At 69.8% G+C, this 18,084-nt stretch carries 16 protein-coding genes; 5 read left to right on the top strand and 11 right to left on the bottom strand.

The genetic code is table 11. The annotated features are described in order from the left end of the window. Positions 1-13: 13 nt before the first annotated feature. From ACZ6TU_RS09480 to ACZ6TU_RS09470, 3 genes are all read left to right on the top strand, one after another. On the top strand, positions 14-829 hold the full coding sequence (locus ACZ6TU_RS09480; protein ID WP_467674176.1) for a thioredoxin domain-containing protein: 816 nt from the start codon (positions 14-16) through the stop codon (positions 827-829). Between the two features lie 93 nt (positions 830-922). Next, entirely contained in the window at positions 923-2,593 is a 1,671-nt protein-coding gene (locus tag ACZ6TU_RS09475) for an alkaline phosphatase D family protein (RefSeq protein WP_467674178.1), read from the top strand. 105 nt (positions 2,594-2,698) lie between these two features. Continuing rightward, positions 2,699-3,055: a hypothetical protein gene (locus ACZ6TU_RS09470; RefSeq protein WP_467674180.1), complete on the top strand. Its 357-nt coding sequence runs from the start codon at positions 2,699-2,701 to the stop codon at positions 3,053-3,055. Between the two features lie 18 nt (positions 3,056-3,073). Here the strand turns inward: ACZ6TU_RS09470 and ACZ6TU_RS09465 are convergent, their stop codons facing one another. Beyond that, positions 3,074-3,643 carry a dienelactone hydrolase family protein gene (locus tag ACZ6TU_RS09465; protein ID WP_467674182.1) on the bottom strand — a complete coding sequence of 190 codons (570 nt, stop codon included), beginning with the start codon at positions 3,641-3,643 and terminating at the stop codon, positions 3,074-3,076. A gap of 107 nt (positions 3,644-3,750) precedes the next feature. Between ACZ6TU_RS09465 and ACZ6TU_RS09460 the strand changes: the two genes are divergently transcribed. Continuing rightward, positions 3,751-4,872, top strand: a complete 1,122-nt coding sequence (locus ACZ6TU_RS09460) for a mechanosensitive ion channel family protein (protein ID WP_467674184.1) — start codon at positions 3,751-3,753, stop codon at positions 4,870-4,872. A gap of 161 nt (positions 4,873-5,033) precedes the next feature. Here ACZ6TU_RS09460 and ACZ6TU_RS09455 read toward each other — a convergent pair whose 3' ends face one another. The 5 genes from ACZ6TU_RS09455 to ACZ6TU_RS09435 form a co-directional block, all read right to left on the bottom strand. Further along, a complete protein-coding gene (locus tag ACZ6TU_RS09455) occupies positions 5,034-6,620 on the bottom strand; it encodes a Na+/H+ antiporter (RefSeq protein ID WP_467674186.1) in 1,587 nt (528 codons plus the stop codon). A gap of 95 nt (positions 6,621-6,715) precedes the next feature. Then, positions 6,716-7,195 carry a GNAT family N-acetyltransferase gene (locus ACZ6TU_RS09450; RefSeq protein ID WP_469547646.1) on the bottom strand — a complete coding sequence of 160 codons (480 nt, stop codon included), beginning with the start codon at positions 7,193-7,195 and terminating at the stop codon, positions 6,716-6,718. Then, positions 7,192-8,136 (bottom strand): RluA family pseudouridine synthase, encoded by a 945-nt coding sequence (locus tag ACZ6TU_RS09445; protein WP_467674190.1) that lies wholly within the window; start codon positions 8,134-8,136, stop codon positions 7,192-7,194. Before ACZ6TU_RS09445 ends, ACZ6TU_RS09450 begins: the two co-directional genes overlap by 4 nt. A 64-nt stretch (positions 8,137-8,200) precedes the next feature. Continuing rightward, the gene (gene lspA / locus ACZ6TU_RS09440; protein ID WP_467674192.1) at positions 8,201-8,893 is read right to left on the bottom strand and encodes a signal peptidase II; all 693 of its coding nucleotides are present in this window, start codon (positions 8,891-8,893) and stop codon (positions 8,201-8,203) included. A gap of 89 nt (positions 8,894-8,982) precedes the next feature. Further along, positions 8,983-10,329: a TraR/DksA family transcriptional regulator gene (locus tag ACZ6TU_RS09435; RefSeq protein WP_469547643.1), complete on the bottom strand. Its 1,347-nt coding sequence runs from the start codon at positions 10,327-10,329 to the stop codon at positions 8,983-8,985. Between the two features lie 643 nt (positions 10,330-10,972). Here ACZ6TU_RS09435 and ileS point away from each other — a divergent pair. Further along, complete coding sequence (gene ileS, locus ACZ6TU_RS09430) at positions 10,973-14,125, top strand: isoleucine--tRNA ligase (RefSeq protein WP_467674196.1); 3,153 nt, start codon at positions 10,973-10,975, stop codon at positions 14,123-14,125. A 186-nt stretch (positions 14,126-14,311) separates the two neighbouring features. Here ileS and ACZ6TU_RS09425 read toward each other — a convergent pair whose 3' ends face one another. The 5 genes from ACZ6TU_RS09425 to pgeF all read right to left on the bottom strand — a co-directional run bounded on the left by ACZ6TU_RS09425 (position 14,312) and on the right by pgeF (position 18,080). Beyond that, positions 14,312-15,454 (bottom strand): DivIVA domain-containing protein, encoded by a 1,143-nt coding sequence (locus tag ACZ6TU_RS09425; protein ID WP_467674198.1) that lies wholly within the window; start codon positions 15,452-15,454, stop codon positions 14,312-14,314. A 53-nt stretch (positions 15,455-15,507) separates the two neighbouring features. Further along, positions 15,508-15,792 (bottom strand): YggT family protein, encoded by a 285-nt coding sequence (locus tag ACZ6TU_RS09420; protein WP_007448661.1) that lies wholly within the window; start codon positions 15,790-15,792, stop codon positions 15,508-15,510. 59 nt (positions 15,793-15,851) lie between these two features. Continuing rightward, on the bottom strand, positions 15,852-16,493 hold the full coding sequence (locus ACZ6TU_RS09415) for a cell division protein SepF (protein WP_059416514.1): 642 nt from the start codon (positions 16,491-16,493) through the stop codon (positions 15,852-15,854). A gap of 129 nt (positions 16,494-16,622) precedes the next feature. Then, positions 16,623-17,342 carry a YggS family pyridoxal phosphate-dependent enzyme gene (locus ACZ6TU_RS09410; RefSeq protein ID WP_467674202.1) on the bottom strand — a complete coding sequence of 240 codons (720 nt, stop codon included), beginning with the start codon at positions 17,340-17,342 and terminating at the stop codon, positions 16,623-16,625. A 6-nt stretch (positions 17,343-17,348) separates the two neighbouring features. Next, entirely contained in the window at positions 17,349-18,080 is a 732-nt protein-coding gene (gene pgeF, locus ACZ6TU_RS09405; RefSeq protein WP_469547639.1) for a peptidoglycan editing factor PgeF, read from the bottom strand. Positions 18,081-18,084 lie beyond the last annotated feature (4 nt).

Below are 18,084 nucleotides of genomic sequence, written 5' to 3'. Positions count from 1 at the left end.
GGAGAACATCACCATGAGCAAGCGGAACAGCCAGGCGGCGAAGACGGCGGCCCGCGAGCGCCTGCGCATCGAGCGCGAGCGCGAGGCGAAGCGGGCGAAGGCAAAGCGGCAGATCGTCGTCGCCGCCTCCATCGTCGGCGTCCTGGCGATAGCCGGCGGCATCGGCTACGCGGTCGTCCAGGCCAACAAGCCCACGTACTGGGAGGCCCAGAAGGACGCCAAGGTCGTCACCCCGGCCAACACCACGGGCACCAAGGGCACCACGGTCGTCATCGGCAAGGACTCGGCCAAGAAGACCCTGAAGGTCTACGAGGACCCGCGCTGCCCCGTGTGCGCCCAGTTCGAGCAGACCGTCGGTCCGACCGTGAAGAAGGACATCGACGACGGCAAGTTCAAGATGCAGTTCATCGGCGCCACCTTCATCGACAACAAGGACAACGGCGAGGGCTCGAAGAACGCGCTGAGCGCCCTGGGTGCCGCGCTGAACGTGAGCGACGACGCGTTCCTCGACTACAAGGCCGCGCTGTACTCGGCGAAGTACCACCCGGAGGAGACGACCGACAAGTTCAAGGACGACAGCTACCTGATCAAGGTCGCGAACACCGTCCCGGAGCTGAAGGGCAACAAGAAGTTCCAGGACGCGGTCGAGAAGGGCACCTACGACGCCTGGGCGATGGCCATGTCGAAGACCTTCGACGACAACAAGGACGGCGTGCAGGGCACTCCGGGCTTCGTCATGGACGGCAAGCAGCTCACGCCCTCTAATCCCAACCAGGGGTGGACGGTCGCAGAGTTCAACAAGGCGGTGAACGCGGCTCTCAAGGCCTGACCGCGACAAGGAATTTCACCCTCCGCATGAAGAGCGGGCGAACTTCGGGAGTTCGCCCGCTCTGGCGCATACCGGCCAGTAACCTGATCGGTCGTGACCAGTCGATACAGATCATCGAACACGTCAGAGGGCCTCAACTCCCTCACCCCGCGCCGCCGTACGGTCGTCAAGGCCGCGGCGGCGACCGCTGTCCTGGCCGGGTCGCTGGCGGCAACCCTGCCCGCGCGCGCCGTCGACCAGGCACCCGCCTTCCTGCACGGCGTCGCCTCCGGTGACCCGCTGCCGGACGGCATCCTGCTGTGGACCCGCGTGACCCCGGTCCCGGAGGCGATACCCGGCTCCGGGCTGGGCCCGGACACCGAGGTGAGCTGGGTCGTCGCCGAGGACCGTGCGTTCACCACGATCGTCGCCAAGGGCTCCACCACCGCGACGGCCGCCTCCGACCACACGGTGAAGGCCGACATCCGTGGCCTGCGGCCGGCCACCGACTACTGGTTCCGCTTCTCCGCCGGCGGCACCGACTCCCCCGCCGCGCGCACCCGCACGGCCCCGGCGGCCGACGCGGCCGTCACGAACATCCGCTTCGGCGTGGTCTCCTGCGCCAACTGGGAGGCCGGCTACTTCTCCTCGTACCGCCATCTCGCGGCCCGCGGCGACCTGGACGCCTGGCTGCACCTGGGCGACTACATCTACGAGTACGGCACCGGCGAGTACGGCACGCGCGGCACGGTCGTACGCCCGCACGCCCCGGCCCACGAGATCGTCACCCTCGCCGACTACCGCGTCCGGCACGCGCGGTACAAGACCGACCCGGACCTCCAGGCGCTGCACGCGGCGGCCCCGGTCGTGGCGATCTGGGACGACCACGAGTTCGCCAACGACGCCTGGTCGGGCGGCGCCGAGAACCACACGGAGGGCGCCGAGGGCGCCTGGTCCGCCCGACAGGCCGCCGCCAAGCAGGCCTACTTCGAGTGGATGCCGGTGCGCCCGGCGATCGCGGGCACCACCTACCGCCGGCTGCGCTTCGGCAAGCTGGCCGACCTCTCGCTGCTGGACCTGCGTTCCTTCCGCTCGCAGCAGGCCAAGGTCGGCAACGGCGAGGTCGACGACCCGGACCGCACGCTCACCGGCCGCCCCCAGCTCGACTGGCTCAAGGCGGGCCTGAAGTCGTCCGACACCACCTGGCGGCTGGTCGGCAACTCTGTGATGGTCTCGCCGTTCGCCATCGGCTCGCTCTCCGCCGACCTGCTGAAGCCCCTCGCCAAGCTGCTCGGCCTGCCGCAGGAGGGCCTCGCCCTCAACACCGACCAGTGGGACGGCTACACCGACGACCGTCGCGAGATCCTCGCCCACCTGCGCGCGAACGCGATCCGCAACACCGTCTTTCTCACCGGCGACATCCATATGGCCTGGGCCAACGACGTGCCGGTGGACGCCGGCACGTATCCGCTGTCCCCGTCGGCCGCCACGGAGTTCGTCGTCACCTCGGTCACCTCGGACAACCTCGACGACATCGTGAAGGTCCCCGAGGGCACGGTCTCCGCAGTCGCCTCCCCCGTCATCCGCGCCGCCAACCGGCACGTCCACTGGGTCGACACCGACCGCCACGGCTACGGCGTCCTGGACATCACGGCCGAGCACGCGCAGATGGACTACTACGTCATCTCCGACCGCACGAAGCGCGACGCGACCGCCAAGTGGTCCCGCTCGTACCGCACTCGCAGCGGCACACAGAAGGTCGAGCGCGTCCACGCCCCCGTGTAACCGGCGTCACTGCCGAAGCGTGCCCGGACGGGCAACCTCCTGCCCACAACACACATCTCCATTTGCGTTGACGGATCGTCAACGCAAATGGAGAACAGGAGTCACATGGCCACCCCCCAAGGTGTGTTGAAGAAGTCCGCCGTGCTCGTGGCTGCCCTCGCCATGGCCGGAGGCACCGCCACCGCCGCCGAGGCGAAGGAGTCCCGTCCGGCCGCGCCGGCCTACGTCAACCTGACCGTGGCGTCCCCCAATGGCGCCCCCATATACGCGAAGCCCACTTCCTCCTCGACCAGGTACGGCAAGGAACCGTACAAGGCAAAGCTGCGGATCCAGTGCTCGACCACCAAGACCCCCTCGGGGAACCTGTGGTTCCGGATCTACGACTCCCAGCCGACGGCCTGGGTGTGGTCCGGGCACTTCCCGTCGCTGGTGAAGAACCCCAAGGAGTGCTTCCCGGGCTGAGGTGCCGGGCACCCACCGCTACAGAGATGCGAGGAAGCCGAGTGCCACCCGCCAGGTGGCCTCGGCGGCCTCCTCGTCGTAGTCCGGCAGGTCGGGGTCGGTGTAGAGGTGACCGGCCCCGGCATACCGGTACACCTCGACGTCGGCGCCGGTCCGGCCCATCTGGAGGTACCAGGCGCTGAGCCAGTCGTCCGTCTCGAACGGGTCCGGCTCCGCCACGTGCAGCTGGACCGGCAGGTCGTACGCCGAGACGTCCGGCGCGATGTCCGACGTGCCATGCAGGAGCAGTAGTCCGCGCGCCTTGTCGTCGCCGAGGGCGAGGGTCTGCGCGATGGAGGCGCCGAGCGAGAACCCGGCGTAGACCAGCCCTCGCTCGGAGTAGGGCGCGGCGGCCAGCACGGCCCGCTTCAGCAGCTCCTCCTTGCCGATCTTCTCCTTGTGTTCCATGCCCTCCTCGACCGACTCGAACGTGCGCCCCTCGAAGAGGTCGGGCGTCCACACTTCGTGTCCGGCCGAACGCAGCCGGTCAGCGGCCTGGAGCACCGCGGGCCGCAGCCCATGGGTCGAGTGAAAGAGCATGATGTTCATGAGGCCATGGTGCCAGCCGGGTGTGACGGGCCGGGATCACGGCACTACCCAGGACGCCGCGGAAGTCACATGTTCATGCACCCCGCGAGCCGGTTAGGTTCGGAGGCATGGAGAACCTGCTACGACCGCTGATCGTGGTCGGTGGCTCGGTCGTGCTCACGCTGGTGATCGGCTGGGCCACCGACTTCCTGCTGCGCAAGGCCGACGCACGGCACCACGAGACCCCGCTGTGGGGTCTGCTCCGCCGTGGCCGCATCCCCTACCAGCTCGTACTCTGCGCGGCCCTGCTGAGAGGGTCGTACGACGAGGCACAACTGCTGGAGAGCCGTGAGGAGGCCGTCGGCCGGGTACTGACCCTGGTGCTGATCGGGTCGGCCGCCTGGCTGGTGATCCGTATCGCGTCGGCGATCGTCGAGACGTCGTACAGCCGGTACGCCAATGCCCGGACCCACCGCGACCCGGCCAGGGTCCGCCGGGTGCGCACCCAGGTGACGCTGATCATGCGGGTGGTGTCGGCGATCGTCGGCGTGGTGGCAGCGGCGAGCATGCTGCTGACGTTCCCGGCGTTCCGCGCGGCGGGTGCCTCGCTGCTGGCCTCGGCCGGCATCCTCGGCATCGTCGCCGGTGTCGCCGCGCAGTCCACGCTGAGCAACATGTTCGCGGGGTTCCAGATCGCCTTCGGCGACATGGTGCGCATCGGGGACACCGTCGTCGTGGACGGCGAGTGGGGCACGGTCGAGGAGATCACGCTGACGTTCCTGACCGTGCGCACCTGGGACGAACGCCGGATCACCATGCCGGTGTCGTACTTCACGTCTAAGCCGTTCGAGAACTGGTCGCGCGGCACCCCGCAGATGACCGGCATCGTCTTCTGGCACGTGGACCACACGGCCCCCGTGGAAGGGATGCGCGAGAAGCTCCGCGACCTCCTGCGCGAGTGCCCGGCCTGGGACGGCCGCGCCTACGACCTGTCCGTCACGGACACCACCCCGAACACCATGCAGGTGCGGGCCCTGGTGACCGCCAAGGACGCGGACGACCTCTGGACGGTGCGAGTCGCGGTCCGCGAGCAGATGGTCCGCTGGCTGGCCGACAAGCATCCGTACGCCCTGCCCCGGGTCAACACGGCGGACGCGGTCCTGCCGCCGTCCCAGAACGGCCACCGTCCGTCCCAGGACGGCGTCCCGCCCCAGCGCCGCTTCCACGGCTCGACGAGGCCGGAGCGGTAAAAGGTCGATCAGGGACCTCACCCGTCGCGCCCCCCTACGACCTGTCAGCCGCCAGCGGCGAAACCCCCGAGGGAAACCAGGGCCCCTCGGCTGACAGCTACGGGCGGCGCGCGGGCGGGGAACAACCCGACAAGCAACCCCCAGGCGGGGAAAGCCGGAACTCACCGCATGGACCGCACATCAAGATGCCGCAGCACCCGGTCCACCACCTCCGGATCCGCCCCCGGCTCGCTCCGCGCCGCCAGCACCTCATGCCGCGCCGCGCTCAGCATCTCCTGCTGGATCCGCCGCACCCGCTTCAGCCGCCGAGCCCGCTCCTGATAAGCCTCCCGCCGCTCGTCCTCGGCCACCTCAGGGCTGATCCGCACCGCGATGTCGAACGCCCGCCGCATCATCTGCTCGGACAACTCCTCCGGCAGCTCCTCGACCTCCTCGATCTCCCGGAGCCTGCGCTTCGCCGCCTTGGACGCCCGGATCGCCAGCGCCTTCGCGAACTCCTTCTCGACATCCGTGTCGGCCCGCACGCCCAGCGACCGCACCAGCCACGGCAACGTCAGCCCCTGCACCACCAGCGTCACCACGATCACCCCGAACGCGATGAAGATGATCTCGTCCCGGCTGGGGAACGGCGCCCCCGCGTCGGTCTCCAGCGGAATGGCCAGCACCAACGCGACCGAGGCCACCCCCCGCATCCCCGACCACCACATCACCACGGTCTCGCGCCAGCTCACCGGGATGTCCTCGTCGTAGTCCCGCCGCGCGTGCAGCCGCTTCGTCAGCCAGGTCGCCGGCATCAGCCACAACAGCCGGACGAACACGACCACGCAGACGACCACCGCCGCCCACCCGAGCAACTCGCCCCACCGGCCGGACGCCGTGTGGATCGCGTTGTGCAGCTCCAGCCCGACCAGCCCGAACGCGACGCCGGTGACGAGCGTGTCCACGATGTTCCAGAACGTGTGCCCGGCCAGCCGCGTCATGACGTCGTCGGCGTCGGACCCGTACTCCGCGAGGAACAGCGCGGTGGTGAGCACGGCGAGCACTCCGGACCCGTGCAGTTCCTCGGCCATGACGTACGAGGCGTACGGCACCAGCAGGGTCAGCCCGATCTGGAGGGTCGCGTCCCCGAGCAGTTCCATCAGCTTGTTCGCGCCCCAGCCCAGCACGAGGCCCACGGCCACCGCGACCACGGCCGACAGCACCAGATCGAGACCGGCCTGCCAGGGTGAGAACGTCCCGCTGACGGCGGCGGCGATCGCCACGTGGTACAGGACGATGGCCGTCACGTCGTTGAACAGCCCCTCGCCCTCCAGGATCGACACCAGCCGGCGCGGCAGCCCCAGTTGCCCGGCGACGGCGGTCGCCGCGACCGGGTCCGGCGGGGCGACCAGCGCGCCGAGCGCGAACGCCGCGGCCAGCGGCAGCCCCGGCACGATCGCGTTGGCCGCGGCCGCCACACAGGCCATGGTGACGAACACCAGCGCCACGGCCAGCAGGAAGATCGGTCTCTTGTTCGCCGCGAACTGCCGCCAGGAGGTGCGCCGCACCGCGGCGTACAGCAGCGGCGGCAACAACAGCGGCAGGATCAGGTCCGGCGGGATCTGGACGTTCGGCACGAAGTCGAGCAGCGCGAGGATTATGCCCAGGAGCGTCATCAGCACCGGCGCGGGCACGCTGAACCGGTCCCCGACCGGGACGCTGATCACGGCCCCGAGCAGCAGCACGAACAGCAGGGCCAACTGATCCACGGTCAGCGCTCCGGAAGGTCAAACGTTCACACGACTGACCTCAAGCCTGCCACGCAACTCCCGGGACAAACCGTTTCGGCACCCTTCATGACGGGCTAAAGGGAACGCCGCATCCCCTGGTGCGGAATGCCTGCCTCCAAGTACTCCGGCCCGTACGCCTCGTAGCCGAGCCGCTCGTAGAAGCCCAGCGCGTGCGTCTGGGCGTGCAGGTCCACGGCCGCGAGACCACGCGCGCGTGCCGCGTCCTCGATGGCCCGCACCAGGGCGACGCCGACACCGAGACCGCGCGCGTGGGCCGCTACGGCGAGCCGGCCCAGGGAGCCCACGGAGGAGTCGGCTCCGGTCTGCGCCACGGCCGCCTCCCCGAGCAGCAGCCGCCCGGTCCCGAGCGGCACGCCGTCCTCCCGGACCGCCAGCACATGGACGGCCCCCGGGTCGTAAGCGTCGTACTCGATGTCCTCCGGCACGCCCTGCTCGCCGACGAAGACCTCCTTGCGCACCGCGAAGCACGCCTCACGGTCGGCCGGGTCCTCGGCGACCCGCACCACGTACGACGGCACCGGCCTCCCGCTCACGCGTACGTCTCCTCCCGGACCTGGTCCAGGGCCTTCTGGAGGTCCTCCGGGTACTCGCAGGAGAACTCGGCCCACTGGCCGTCCCCGGGGTGCTCGAAACCGAGCCGCACCGCGTGCAGCCACTGGCGGGTCAGGTGGAGCCGCTTGGCGAGCGTCGGGTCGGCGCCGTACGTCAGGTCGCCGACGCAGGGGTGCCGGTGGGCGGCCATGTGGACGCGGATCTGGTGGGTGCGGCCGGTCTCCAGCTTCACGTCGAGCAGGGACGCCGCGCGGAAGGCCTCGATCAGGTCGTAGTGCGTGACGGACGGCTTGCCCTCGGCCGTGACCGCCCACTTGTAGTCGTGGTGCGGGTGTCGGCCGATGGGCGCGTCGATGGTGCCGCTGGTCGGGTCGGGGTGGCCCTGGACGAGCGTGTGGTACCGCTTGTCGACCGTGCGCTCCTTGAACTGGCGCTTCAGCGACGTGTACGCGTACTCCGACTTGGCGACCACCATCAGCCCGGACGTGCCGACGTCGAGCCGGTGCACGATGCCCTGGCGCTCCGCGGCCCCGGACGTCGAGATCCGGTACCCGGCGGCGGCGAGGCCCCCGATGACGGTCGGGCCGGTCCAGCCCGGCGACGGGTGCGCGGCCACGCCCACCGGCTTGACGATCACGACCACGTCATCGTCGTCGTGCACGATCTCCATGCCCTCGACCGGCTCGGCCACCACCTGCACCGGCGCGGGCGCCTGGGGCATCTCGACCTCCAGCCAGGCGCCGCCGTGGACCCGCTCCGACTTGCCGACCACCGATCCGTCGACCGTGACCTTCCCCGCGGCGGCGAGCTCGGCCGCCTTGGTCCGGGAGAAGCCGAACATACGGGAGATGGCGGCGTCGACGCGCTCGCCCTCCAGTCCGTCGGGCACGGGCAGGGTACGGATCTCGGGAATCGTGCTCACCCGTCGAGTATGCCGGACGGGTCCGACAGCCCCGTACGGAGCCTGTGGACAACCCCTCGCGGGCTCAGTCCTTGTGGACGGTCCCGTCAGGATCGAGCCCCTTGAACGACAACAGCACGATCAGGATGCCCCCGCACACGATCGCCGAGTCCGCCAGGTTGAAGACGGCGAAGTGCTTGGGCGCGATGAAGTCCACGACCGCGCCCTCGAAGACGCCCGGCGCCCGGAAGATCCGGTCGGTGAGGTTGCCCAGCGCACCGCCGAGCAGCAGGCCGAGCGCGATCGCCCAGGGCAGGCTGTAGAGCTTGCGGGCCAGCCGGGCGATCACCACGATCACCGCCGCCGCGATCATGGTGAAGATCACCGTGAAGGCCTCGCCGAAGCCGAAGGCCGCGCCCGCGTTGCGGATCGCCTCGAACTTCAGCCAGTCCCCGATGATCTCGATCGGCGGGTGGTGCTCCAGCTTGGCCACCACGATCATCTTGCTGATCAGGTCGAGGGCGTACGCGAACGTGGCGACCGCGAACAGGACCGCGATCCGGCGCTTGCCCCGGGGCCGCCCGGCCGTCGCCGGCCCATCCGTGCCGGACGCCCCGGCGGCCGCCGCCTCGTCGGAGCCGGACCCGCCGACCGGGGCCAGGGTGCCCTCGGAGTCGGCGCGCTCGCCCGGCGCCGCGTCCTCGCCTGGCCGCTCCCGCCCGTTACCGGCCGCGTCCGGTGTGTCCGGCGTACCGATGATGCGCTCCGCCTCTGCCACGTGAGTCCCTCAACCTAGGTGCCTGACTGAGGACGAGGGTACGGCACACCCCGGCCGTCCCAGGTGCTCAGGAGGCATCCGGCGGCCGGTCAGTACCGGCGCTCCTGCTTCTGCTTGCACTCCACGCACAGGGTGGCCCGCGGGAAGGCCTGCATGCGGGCCTTGCCGATGGGGTTGCCGCAGTTCTCGCACAGGCCGTAGGTACCGGCGTCGAGGCGTTCCAGGGCGCGCTCGGTCTGGACGAGCATCTCGCGCGCGTTGGCGGCCAGTGCCAGCTCGTGCTCGCGGGTGATGTTCTTGCTGCCGGTGTCCGCCTCGTCGTGACCGGCGCCCTCCCCGGAGTCCCGCATCAGACCGGCGAGCGACCGCTCCGACGACTCGAGCTCCTCACGCAGCCGGGTCTCCTCGGACGTCAGCTCGGCACGCGCCTCCTCGACCTCCGTCTCCGTCCAGGGGTCCTCGCCCGGGCGTACCGCGAGCTCGCCCGGCTCCGCCGCGGTGCCCCGTGCCTTCGGCACAGCGGTCTTGGCCGCCGTCGCCGTGCCAGGAGTCTTCTTCGCACCCACCGTCGTCGCTCCCGTCTGCTGCGCGGCCTCGGCCGCACCCGCCTTCTTGGCCGTGCTGCTCCCGGCCGTGTCCTGTGTGACCGCGCCGGTCCGGGCAGTGCGCTTCCCGACCCGGCCCTTCGTGGTGGTGCTCTCGCCTCCGGCGCGAACGCCCTCGGCCTCGGCGCCCTTCTTCACGGCGCCGACCTTGGCAACCTTCGCCCTCCTGACAGCGGCCTTCTTTTCCGCCGCCCCCTTGGCCGCCGCTTTCTTGGCCGCCGGCTTCCCGGCTGCCGCCTCCGCGACTGCCGCCTTCTCGGCCGCCGCCCCTGTGGCTGCCGCCGTCTCTCCGGCCGCCGCCTTCTCGGCCGCCGTCTTCCTGACCGGGTCTTTCTCGGCCGCGGCCTTCTTGGCTGCCGTCTTCCTGGCTGCCGCCCCCTTGAGCGCCGTCTCCTTGGCCGCCGCCTTCTTGGCCGAGGCCTTTTCGGCCGTGGCCTTCTTGGCCGCCGTCTTCCTGGCTGCCGCCTTCTCGGCCGCCGTCTTCCTGGCTGCCGCCTTCTTGGCCGCCGAGCTCCCGTCGGTCGTCTTCTCGGCCGGAGCCTTGGCCCCGGCCTCCTTCGTCGCGACCTTCTCGGTGACGGCTTTCTCGGCCTCGGCCACCGCCGTCTCGGCCACGGCCTTCTTGCCCGTCACCTTCTTGACAGCCGCCTTCGTCTTCTTGACAGCCGCCTTCGTCCCCTCGGTCGCCTTCCCGGCCGCCCCCTTCGCCACCCGCCTCGCCGAGCCCCCCTGCGTGGTCTTCTTCCCGCCCACGTCCTTGGCCGCACCGCCGGAGGCCTCCGCGGACCTGCCGGACGCCGGCTGCTGTACGGCGGTCTTCTTCGCCACCATGGCCGCGGCCCCTTCACATATTGTGATCTTGCTCGCGAATCGTTCTGGGACGATAAATCGACTTGAGTCCCGCGGCAACGGGGCACACCGCCCGATTCGCCCGCCTCGCGCACGCCGCGCGGCGAACCTGCATCCGTTGTGCCCAGCTCCCCGCCCGGTAATCCGCCGAGCCGGACGTCCCAGGATCCGAACACCCATACCTCGCCATTCGGGTCATCAAACCCATACGCCATCCATTACGGCGTCTCTCACGGCTCTCTGTCCCCTGCCGCCCCGAAAAAGCGGTCGGCCGGGGTCCGCGCGGCGCCGTACACTGGGCGGAGCGAGAAGCGTGGATGGGGACGAGTAGCGGCGTACGCAGCCCAGAGCGACCCGGGGACGGTGGAAGCCCGGGGGCGAGCGCGACGTGAAGATCACCCCGGAGCCGCCGGAAGAAAGCCTTGGACAGTGGGCTCCGCCCACGGGCCACCCAGGGTCGGTAGAACCGGCATCGCGACCCCAATGAGGGGGCTCACCGGCGCACACCCCGCACCGGAGAGCCAAGGAGGGTGGTACCGCGGGAGCGCGCCGAAGGCGGCGCAGGCAGACGTAGCTCTCGTCCCTCCGGACGGAAGGCAGCAAGTCCGCCGGAGGAAGCCCGCTGATGACATCGCCGACGTATCGCCAGGTACCCGCCCAGGTCGACCTGCCCGCCCTCGAGCACGCCGTGCTCGACTTCTGGCGCGAGCAGAAGATCTTCGCCAAGAGCCTGGAGCAGTCCGAGGGCCGCCCCGAATGGGTGTTCTACGAGGGCCCGCCCACCGCCAACGGCATGCCCGGCGCCCACCACATCGAGGCCCGCGTCTTCAAGGACGTCTTCCCTCGCTTCCGAACCATGCGCGGCTACCACGTGTCCCGCAAGGCCGGCTGGGACTGCCACGGCCTCCCGGTGGAGCTCACCGTGGAGAAGGAGCTCGGCTTCTCCGGCAAGCAGGACATCGAGGCGTACGGCATCGCCGAGTTCAACGCCAAGTGCCGCGAGTCGGTGACCCGGCACACGGACGCCTTCGAAGAGCTCACGACCCGCATGGGCTACTGGACCGACCTCACCGAGCCCTACCGCACCATGGACCCCGCGTACATCGAGTCGGTCTGGTGGTCGCTCAAGGAGATCTTCAACAAGGGTCTGCTGGCCCAGGACCACCGCGTCGCCCCCTGGTGCCCCCGCTGCGGCACGGGCCTGTCGGACCACGAGCTGGCGCAGGGCTACGAGACGGTCGTCGACCCATCGGTCTTCGTCCGCTTCCCACTCACCTCCGGCCCGCTGGCCGGCGAGGCCGCGCTCCTGGTGTGGACGACCACGCCCTGGACGCTCGTCTCCAACACGGCGGTCGCCGCGCACCCCGAGGTGACCTACGTCGTGGCGACCGACGGCGAGGAGAAGCTCGTCGTCGCCGAGCCGCTCGTCGCCAAGGCCCTCGGCGAGGGCTGGGAGACCACCGGCCAGACGTTCACGGGCGCCGAGCTGGAGCGCTGGACGTACCAGCGGCCGTTCGAGCTGGTCGAGTTCCCGGAGACCGAGGGCGGCACGCACTACGTCGTGAACGCCGAGTACGTCACCACCGAGGACGGTACGGGTCTGGTCCACCAGTCCCCCGCCTTCGGTGAGGACGACCTCAAGGTCTGCCGCTCGTACGGCCTGCCGGTCGTGAACCCGGTCCGCCCGGACGGCACGTTCGAGGAGGACGTCCCCCTCGTCGGCGGCGTCTTCTTCAAGAAGGCGGACGAAAAGCTCACCGAGGACCTCCAGCAGCGCGGCCTGCTCTTCAAGCACATCCCGTACGAGCACAGCTACCCGCACTGCTGGCGCTGCCACACCGCGCTGCTCTACTACGCGCAGCCCTCCTGGTACATCCGCACCACGGAGATCAAGGGCCGCCTCCTCGCGGAGAACGAGAACACCAACTGGTTCCCGGACACGGTCAAGAACGGCCGGTACGGCGACTGGCTGAACAACAACATCGACTGGGCGCTGTCCCGCAACCGCTACTGGGGCACGCCGCTGCCGATCTGGCGCTGCGAGGACGACCACCTCACCTGCGTCGGCTCCCTCACCGAGCTGACCGAGCTGACCGGCACGGACCAGTCGGGCCTGGACCCGCACCGCCCGTTCATCGACGAGGTCACCTTCGCCTGTCCGCAGGAGGGCTGCGGGAAGACGGCCACGCGCGTGCCGGAGGTGATCGACGCCTGGTACGACTCGGGTTCGATGCCGTTCGCGCAGTGGGGCTACCCGTACAAGAACAAGGAGATCTTCGAGGCGCGTTACCCGGCGCAGTTCATCTGCGAGGCCATCGACCAGACCCGCGGCTGGTTCTACACGCTGATGGCGGTCGGCACGCTGGTCTTCGACAAGTCCTCGTACGAGAACGTGGTCTGCCTCGGCCACATCCTCGCCGAGGACGGCCGCAAGATGTCCAAGCACCTGGGCAACACCCTGGAGCCGATCCCGCTCATGGACCGGCACGGCGCGGACGCGGTCCGCTGGTTCATGGCCGCCGGCGGCTCCCCCTGGGCGGCCCGCCGCGTGGGCCACGGCACGATCCAGGAGGTCGTCCGCAAGACGCTCCTCACGTACTGGAACACGGTCGCCTTCCAGGCCCTGTACGCCCGCACGTCGGGCTGGGCCCCGTCCGAGGCCGACCCGGCCCCGGCGGACCGCCCGGTCCTGGACCGCTGGCTGCTGTCCGAACTGCACGCGCTCACCGACCAGGTCACCCAGGCCCTCGACGCCTACGACACCCAGCGCGCCGGCAAGCTGCTGTCCGCGTTCGTCGACGACCTGTCGAACTGGTACGTGCGCCGCTCCCGCCGCCGCTTCTGGCAGGGCGACAAGGCCGCGCTGCGCACGCTGCACGAGGTCGTCGAGACGGTGACGCAGCTGATGGCCCCGCTGACCCCGTTCATCACCGAGCGGGTGTGGCAGGACCTGATCGTTCCGGTCACCCCGGGCGCCCCGGAGTCGGTCCACCTGTCGACCTGGCCCGAGGCGGACCTCACCGCCATCGACCCGCAGCTGTCGAAGCAGATGGTGCTGGTGCGCCGGCTCGTGGAGCTGGGCCGGGCCACGCGCGCGGAGTCGGGCGTCAAGACGCGTCAGCCGCTCTCCCGTGCCCTGATCGCGGCGACGGGCTTCGAGACGCTCGACGCGGAACTGCGCACGCAGATCACGGAGGAGCTGAACGTCGAGTCCCTGGCGACGCTGAGCGAGGTCGGCGGCTCCCTGGTGGACACCACCGCGAAGGCCAATTTCCGCGCGCTGGGCAAGCGTTTCGGCAAGCGCGTCCAGGACGTGGCCAAGGCCGTCGCGAACGCGGACGCGGCCGCCCTGTCCCTGGCCCTGCGCGAGGGCACGGCGTCGGTGGAGGTCGACGGCGAGACCATCACGCTGGCCCCCGACGAGGTGATCATCACCGAGACGCCTCGTGAGGGCTGGTCGGTGGCGTCCGACGCGGGCGCGACGGTCGCCCTGGACCTGGAGATCACGGAGGAGCTCCGCCGTGCGGGCCTGGCCCGTGACGCGATCCGCCTGATCCAGGAGGCCCGCAAGAACAGCGGCCTCGACGTGGCCGACCGCATCGCACTGCGCTGGACCGCCACGGACCCGGCAACGGTCGCGGCGCTCACCGACCACGCCGGCCTGATCGCCGACGAGGTCCTGGCGACGGCCTTCGCCCAGGGCGAGGCGGACGACTCGTACGGCGCGCCCTTCACCGACGAGGGTCTGTCGCTGACGTTCCGCCTGCGCAAGGCGTAACCCTCAGGCCGAAGGCCCGGACCCGCCAAAAATCTTGGTGGGTCCGGGCCTTCGGCGTTGCGTGCGCACGAACGCGGTTACGTGCGCACGAACGCGCGTACCAAACGGGCGAGGCCCCGGGAGGGAACCCGGGGCCTCGCCCTGAACGCTGCCGATGTCTACGCCGTACTACTGGCCATCAGGCCGTCAGTTGTCATCCTCGTCGATCAGGAAGCCCCGCATGGGCGAGGGCGCCTGACCCATCGGCGACGGGCCCTGCGGACGCACCGGCGCCATGGGCTGGGTCATCGCCGGGGACATCTGCTGCTGACCGCCGTAGGACGGACCGGACGGCGAGGGGCCGCCGCCCATCGTCTGGTTGCCACCGCCGTACGACGGGGCGCTCGCGCCGGCCGGTGCCATGGAAGGCGCCGGGGACGGCGGGAGGGAGGCGGTCGCCGGAGTACGCGGCGGGGCCAGCGAGTCGTCGGCCTGGGTCTCCAGCTGACGCAGCTGCGACTCCAGGTACGACTTCAGGCGCGTGCGGTACTCGCGCTCGAAGCCGCGCAGGTCCTCGACCTTGCGCTCCAGCGTGGCGCGGGCGGACTCCAGGGAGCCCATCGCGACACGGTGCTTCTCCTGCGCGTCCCGCTCCAGGGCATCGGCCTTGGCACGGGCGTCACGCTCCAGACCCTCGGCGCGCGAACGCGCCTCGCCGACGATCTTGTTGGCTTCGGAACGGGCCTCGGCGATCGCCTGGTCGGCGGTCTGCTGGGCCAGCGAGAGGACACGGGCGGCGCTGTCGCCACCGGGGCCTCCTTGACCGGGGCCGCCCATCGGACCGCCCATGGGGCCGCCCATCGGACCACCCATCTGCTGCTGCATGGGGGGCTGACCCATCGGGCCGGGACCGCCCGGACCCTGGCCCATCGGACCGGGACCCTGCGGGCCACCCTGACCGCCGGGACCGGCGGGCAGCTGCGGGGCACCGCTCGGCAGCTGGGGCGGACCACCCATGGGGCCACCCATCTGCTGCTGCGGCGGGCCCGATATGCCGGCGGGTACGGGACCACCAGGACCGCGCATGCCCTGCTGCTGCTGTTGCTGCTGTTGTTGTTGCTGCTGATCCTGCTGCTGCTCCGGAGGCTTGCGCATGTTCTGCTGGTTCTGGGCAGCAGCGCGCGTGGCCGCGGCCAGCTTGGCACGCAGGTCCTCGTTCTCGCGGAGTAGGCGGGTCAGTTCGGCTTCGACCTCGTCGAGGAAGGCATCGACCTCGTCCTCGTCATAGCCTTCTCGGAGGCGGACGGTCGTGAACTGCTTGTTCCGCACGTCCTCGGGGGTCAACGGCATCTCTTCACCTCAACGTAGTCGTCGGCATTCGGCAAGACCGTAGTTCACATCGCTCACAGCCGGCTCACGATCGAGATCAGGATGTAGACGATGATCATCAGCACGAAGAAGGACAGGTCGAGCGCCACGCCCCCGAGACGCAGCGGCGGAATGAACCGCCGCAGAAGCTTGAGCGGTGGATCCGTGACAGTGTAGGTGGCCTCCAGAACGACCACCATCGCCTTGCCTGGTTGCCATGAGCGGGCGAACTGGAAGACGTAGTCCATGACCAACCGGAAGATGAGCACGATGAGGAAGCACATCAGCGCGATGTAGACGACATCCAAAACCACGCTCATGACCTCTTGCTTCCCTCTCCCCTGTGCCCTGCTGTTACTGCTGCTTCCGGTGTTACGTCTCAGCTCTGGTTGAAGAACCCGCCCTCTGCGATGCGGGCCTTGTCCTCCGCCGTGACATCGACGTTAGCAGGCGACAACAGGAACACCTTCTGCGTCACCCGCTCGATACTGCCGTGAAGACCAAACACCAAACCGGCCGCAAAGTCGACAAGTCGCTTCGCATCTGTGTCATCCATCTCAGTCAGATTCATGATCACCGGAGTGCCTTCACGGAAGTGTTCCCCGATGGTACGGGCCTCGTTGTAGGTCCGTGGGTGAAGCGTGGTGATCCGGTAAGGCTCTCGTTCGGACACGACCTTGGGCATGATCACCGGTGCGTTCTTCTCCAGACTTGCGCGTTCTTGTGTGATGGATGCCACGGGCGCGATGCGCGCCGGGCGGCCGGATTCCGCGGGTAGCGAAGCGGAACGGGCGGCCGGTTCACGAGGTGCGGGCGGCTGTACGACTCGTACCTCTTCGTCCCTTTGGGGCTGATGTGAGCCGTGCGGCTGGTGGGACGGCTCGTGCCGTCGGTGGTCCCGCTCGGGCTCCGGGTCCAGTTCTGGTTCGAAGTCGTCGTCGGGGTCGAATCCGCGGCCGTCGTACCCATCGTCCTCCACGAGGCCGAGGTAGACCGCCATCTTGCGCATCGCGCCGGCCATGCTCTGAGTCCTCCGCTCTGTGGTGGATCGGCTGACGACTGCCAAGTGCCCGCGATCCACGAGGTCCTTGAATCCGCCTATCGGCGGCAATGACCATATTTTCTGCTGTGGTCCGACTTCCTGGCGACGTTACCCGAGCCCGGGGCGGACTCCGAGTACCGCGCTGCCGACGCGTACATGTGTCGCTCCGGCCGCCACGGCCTGTTCGAGGTCCGCACTCATCCCTGCCGAGACCATGGTGGCAGCCGGATGACTCCGGCGCAGGTCAGTCGACAAATCCATCAACCGCCCGAACGCCGCCTGTTCGCGTCCCGCGTACTCCCCGGTGAGCGGTGCGACGGTCATCAGTCCGCCGAGCCACAGCCCCGGCGCTTCCGCGACGAGGTCGGCCAACTCTTCGATTCCCGCGGGCGCCACGCCTCCCCGCTCACCCCGCCCGTTCTCACCGGCGTCGAGTGCGACCTGGATGAGGCACCCCAGCTCCCGCCCGGCGCGGACGGCCTCCTTCGACAGAGCTGCGACGAGCTTGGAACGATCGACGGACTGCACGAAGTCCGCGTAACCGACCACGGATCGCACCTTGTTGGTCTGGAGTTGACCGACAAAATGCCAAGTAAGGGGCAAATCCGCGCAGGAGGCGGCCTTCGGTGCCGCGTCCTGGTCACGGTTCTCGGCGACGTGCCGCACACCGAGTTCCGAGAGGATCCGCACATCGGTCGCGGGGTAGGTCTTGGTGACCACGATCAGGGTCACCTCTTCGCGCCCCCGCCCCGCGGCCGCGCACGCGTCGGCGATGCGCCGCTCAACTTTCGCCAGATTCCCGGCGATTTCGTCCTTACGGTCCGTCATGCCCTATCAGTCCAGCCACACATAGCCCGCGAGCCGACCGGTGGTGCGGTCGCGGCGGTACGAGAAGTGATCGTCGGACTCCAGCGTGCACACCGGCGACTGCGCCCGGTCACACACCCCGAGCCGTTCCAGTTGCGCGTGCACTCCGGCACTCACGTCGACCGCCGGCGTGCCCCAGCTCGTATCGGCGTACGCCGCCGGCTCGATGGCGGACACCTCGGCGCGCATCGCCTCGGGCACTTCGTAACACCGGCCGCAGACGGTGGGGCCTGTGCGGGCGACGACCCGGGAGGGCTCGGCGCCCAGGTCCGTCATCGCGCGTAGCGCGGCCGGGACGACTCCGGCGATCATGCCGGGCCGGCCCGCGTGGGCCGCGGCGGCGATCCCGGCGACGGGGTCGGCGAGCAGTACGGGCACGCAGTCGGCGGTGAGCACGGCGAGGGCGAGCCCCCGCCGCGTCGTGACGATCGCGTCGACCGACGGGATCTCGAGCGAAGATCCCCACGGCCCGTCCACCACCGCCACCTCGGCCCCGTGCACCTGGTTCATCCAGACCACCCGGTCCGGCTCGACGCCCAGGGACTTGGCGGCCAGTTCGCGGTTGGTGCGTACGGCGTCCGGGTCGTCACCGACCGCACCGCCGAGATTGAGCTCCTCATACGGAGCGGCGCTCACCCCGCCCCACCGGTCGGTGAAGGCGAAGTGGGCGCCGCTCACGCTTTCGCGCTGTCCTGTCACGTCA

This window comes from Streptomyces sp. NPDC052064 (genome assembly GCF_055585925.1).
The sequence above is the reverse complement of the archived record's forward strand: the minus strand, read 5'-3'. Positions and strand labels throughout refer to the sequence as shown.

Bases quoted from the DNA above. Each gene is read 5' to 3' on its own strand.
- ACZ6TU_RS09480 (WP_467674176.1), top strand. From the start codon at position 14: ATGAGCAAGCGGAACAGCCAGGCGGCGAAGACGGCGGCCCGCGAGCGC.
- ACZ6TU_RS09470 (WP_467674180.1), top strand. From the start codon at position 2,699: ATGGCCACCCCCCAAGGTGTGTTGAAGAAGTCCGCCGTGCTCGTGGCT.
- ACZ6TU_RS09465 (WP_467674182.1), bottom strand. From the start codon at position 3,643: ATGAACATCATGCTCTTTCACTCGACCCATGGGCTGCGGCCCGCGGTG.
- ACZ6TU_RS09460 (WP_467674184.1), top strand. From the start codon at position 3,751: ATGGAGAACCTGCTACGACCGCTGATCGTGGTCGGTGGCTCGGTCGTG.
- ACZ6TU_RS09435 (WP_469547643.1), bottom strand. From the start codon at position 10,329: ATGGTGGCGAAGAAGACCGCCGTACAGCAGCCGGCGTCCGGCAGGTCC.
- ileS (WP_467674196.1), top strand. From the start codon at position 10,973: ATGACATCGCCGACGTATCGCCAGGTACCCGCCCAGGTCGACCTGCCC.
- ACZ6TU_RS09425 (WP_467674198.1), bottom strand. From the start codon at position 15,454: ATGCCGTTGACCCCCGAGGACGTGCGGAACAAGCAGTTCACGACCGTC.
- ACZ6TU_RS09420 (WP_007448661.1), bottom strand. From the start codon at position 15,792: ATGAGCGTGGTTTTGGATGTCGTCTACATCGCGCTGATGTGCTTCCTC.
- ACZ6TU_RS09415 (WP_059416514.1), bottom strand. From the start codon at position 16,493: ATGGCCGGCGCGATGCGCAAGATGGCGGTCTACCTCGGCCTCGTGGAG.
- ACZ6TU_RS09410 (WP_467674202.1), bottom strand. From the start codon at position 17,342: ATGACGGACCGTAAGGACGAAATCGCCGGGAATCTGGCGAAAGTTGAG.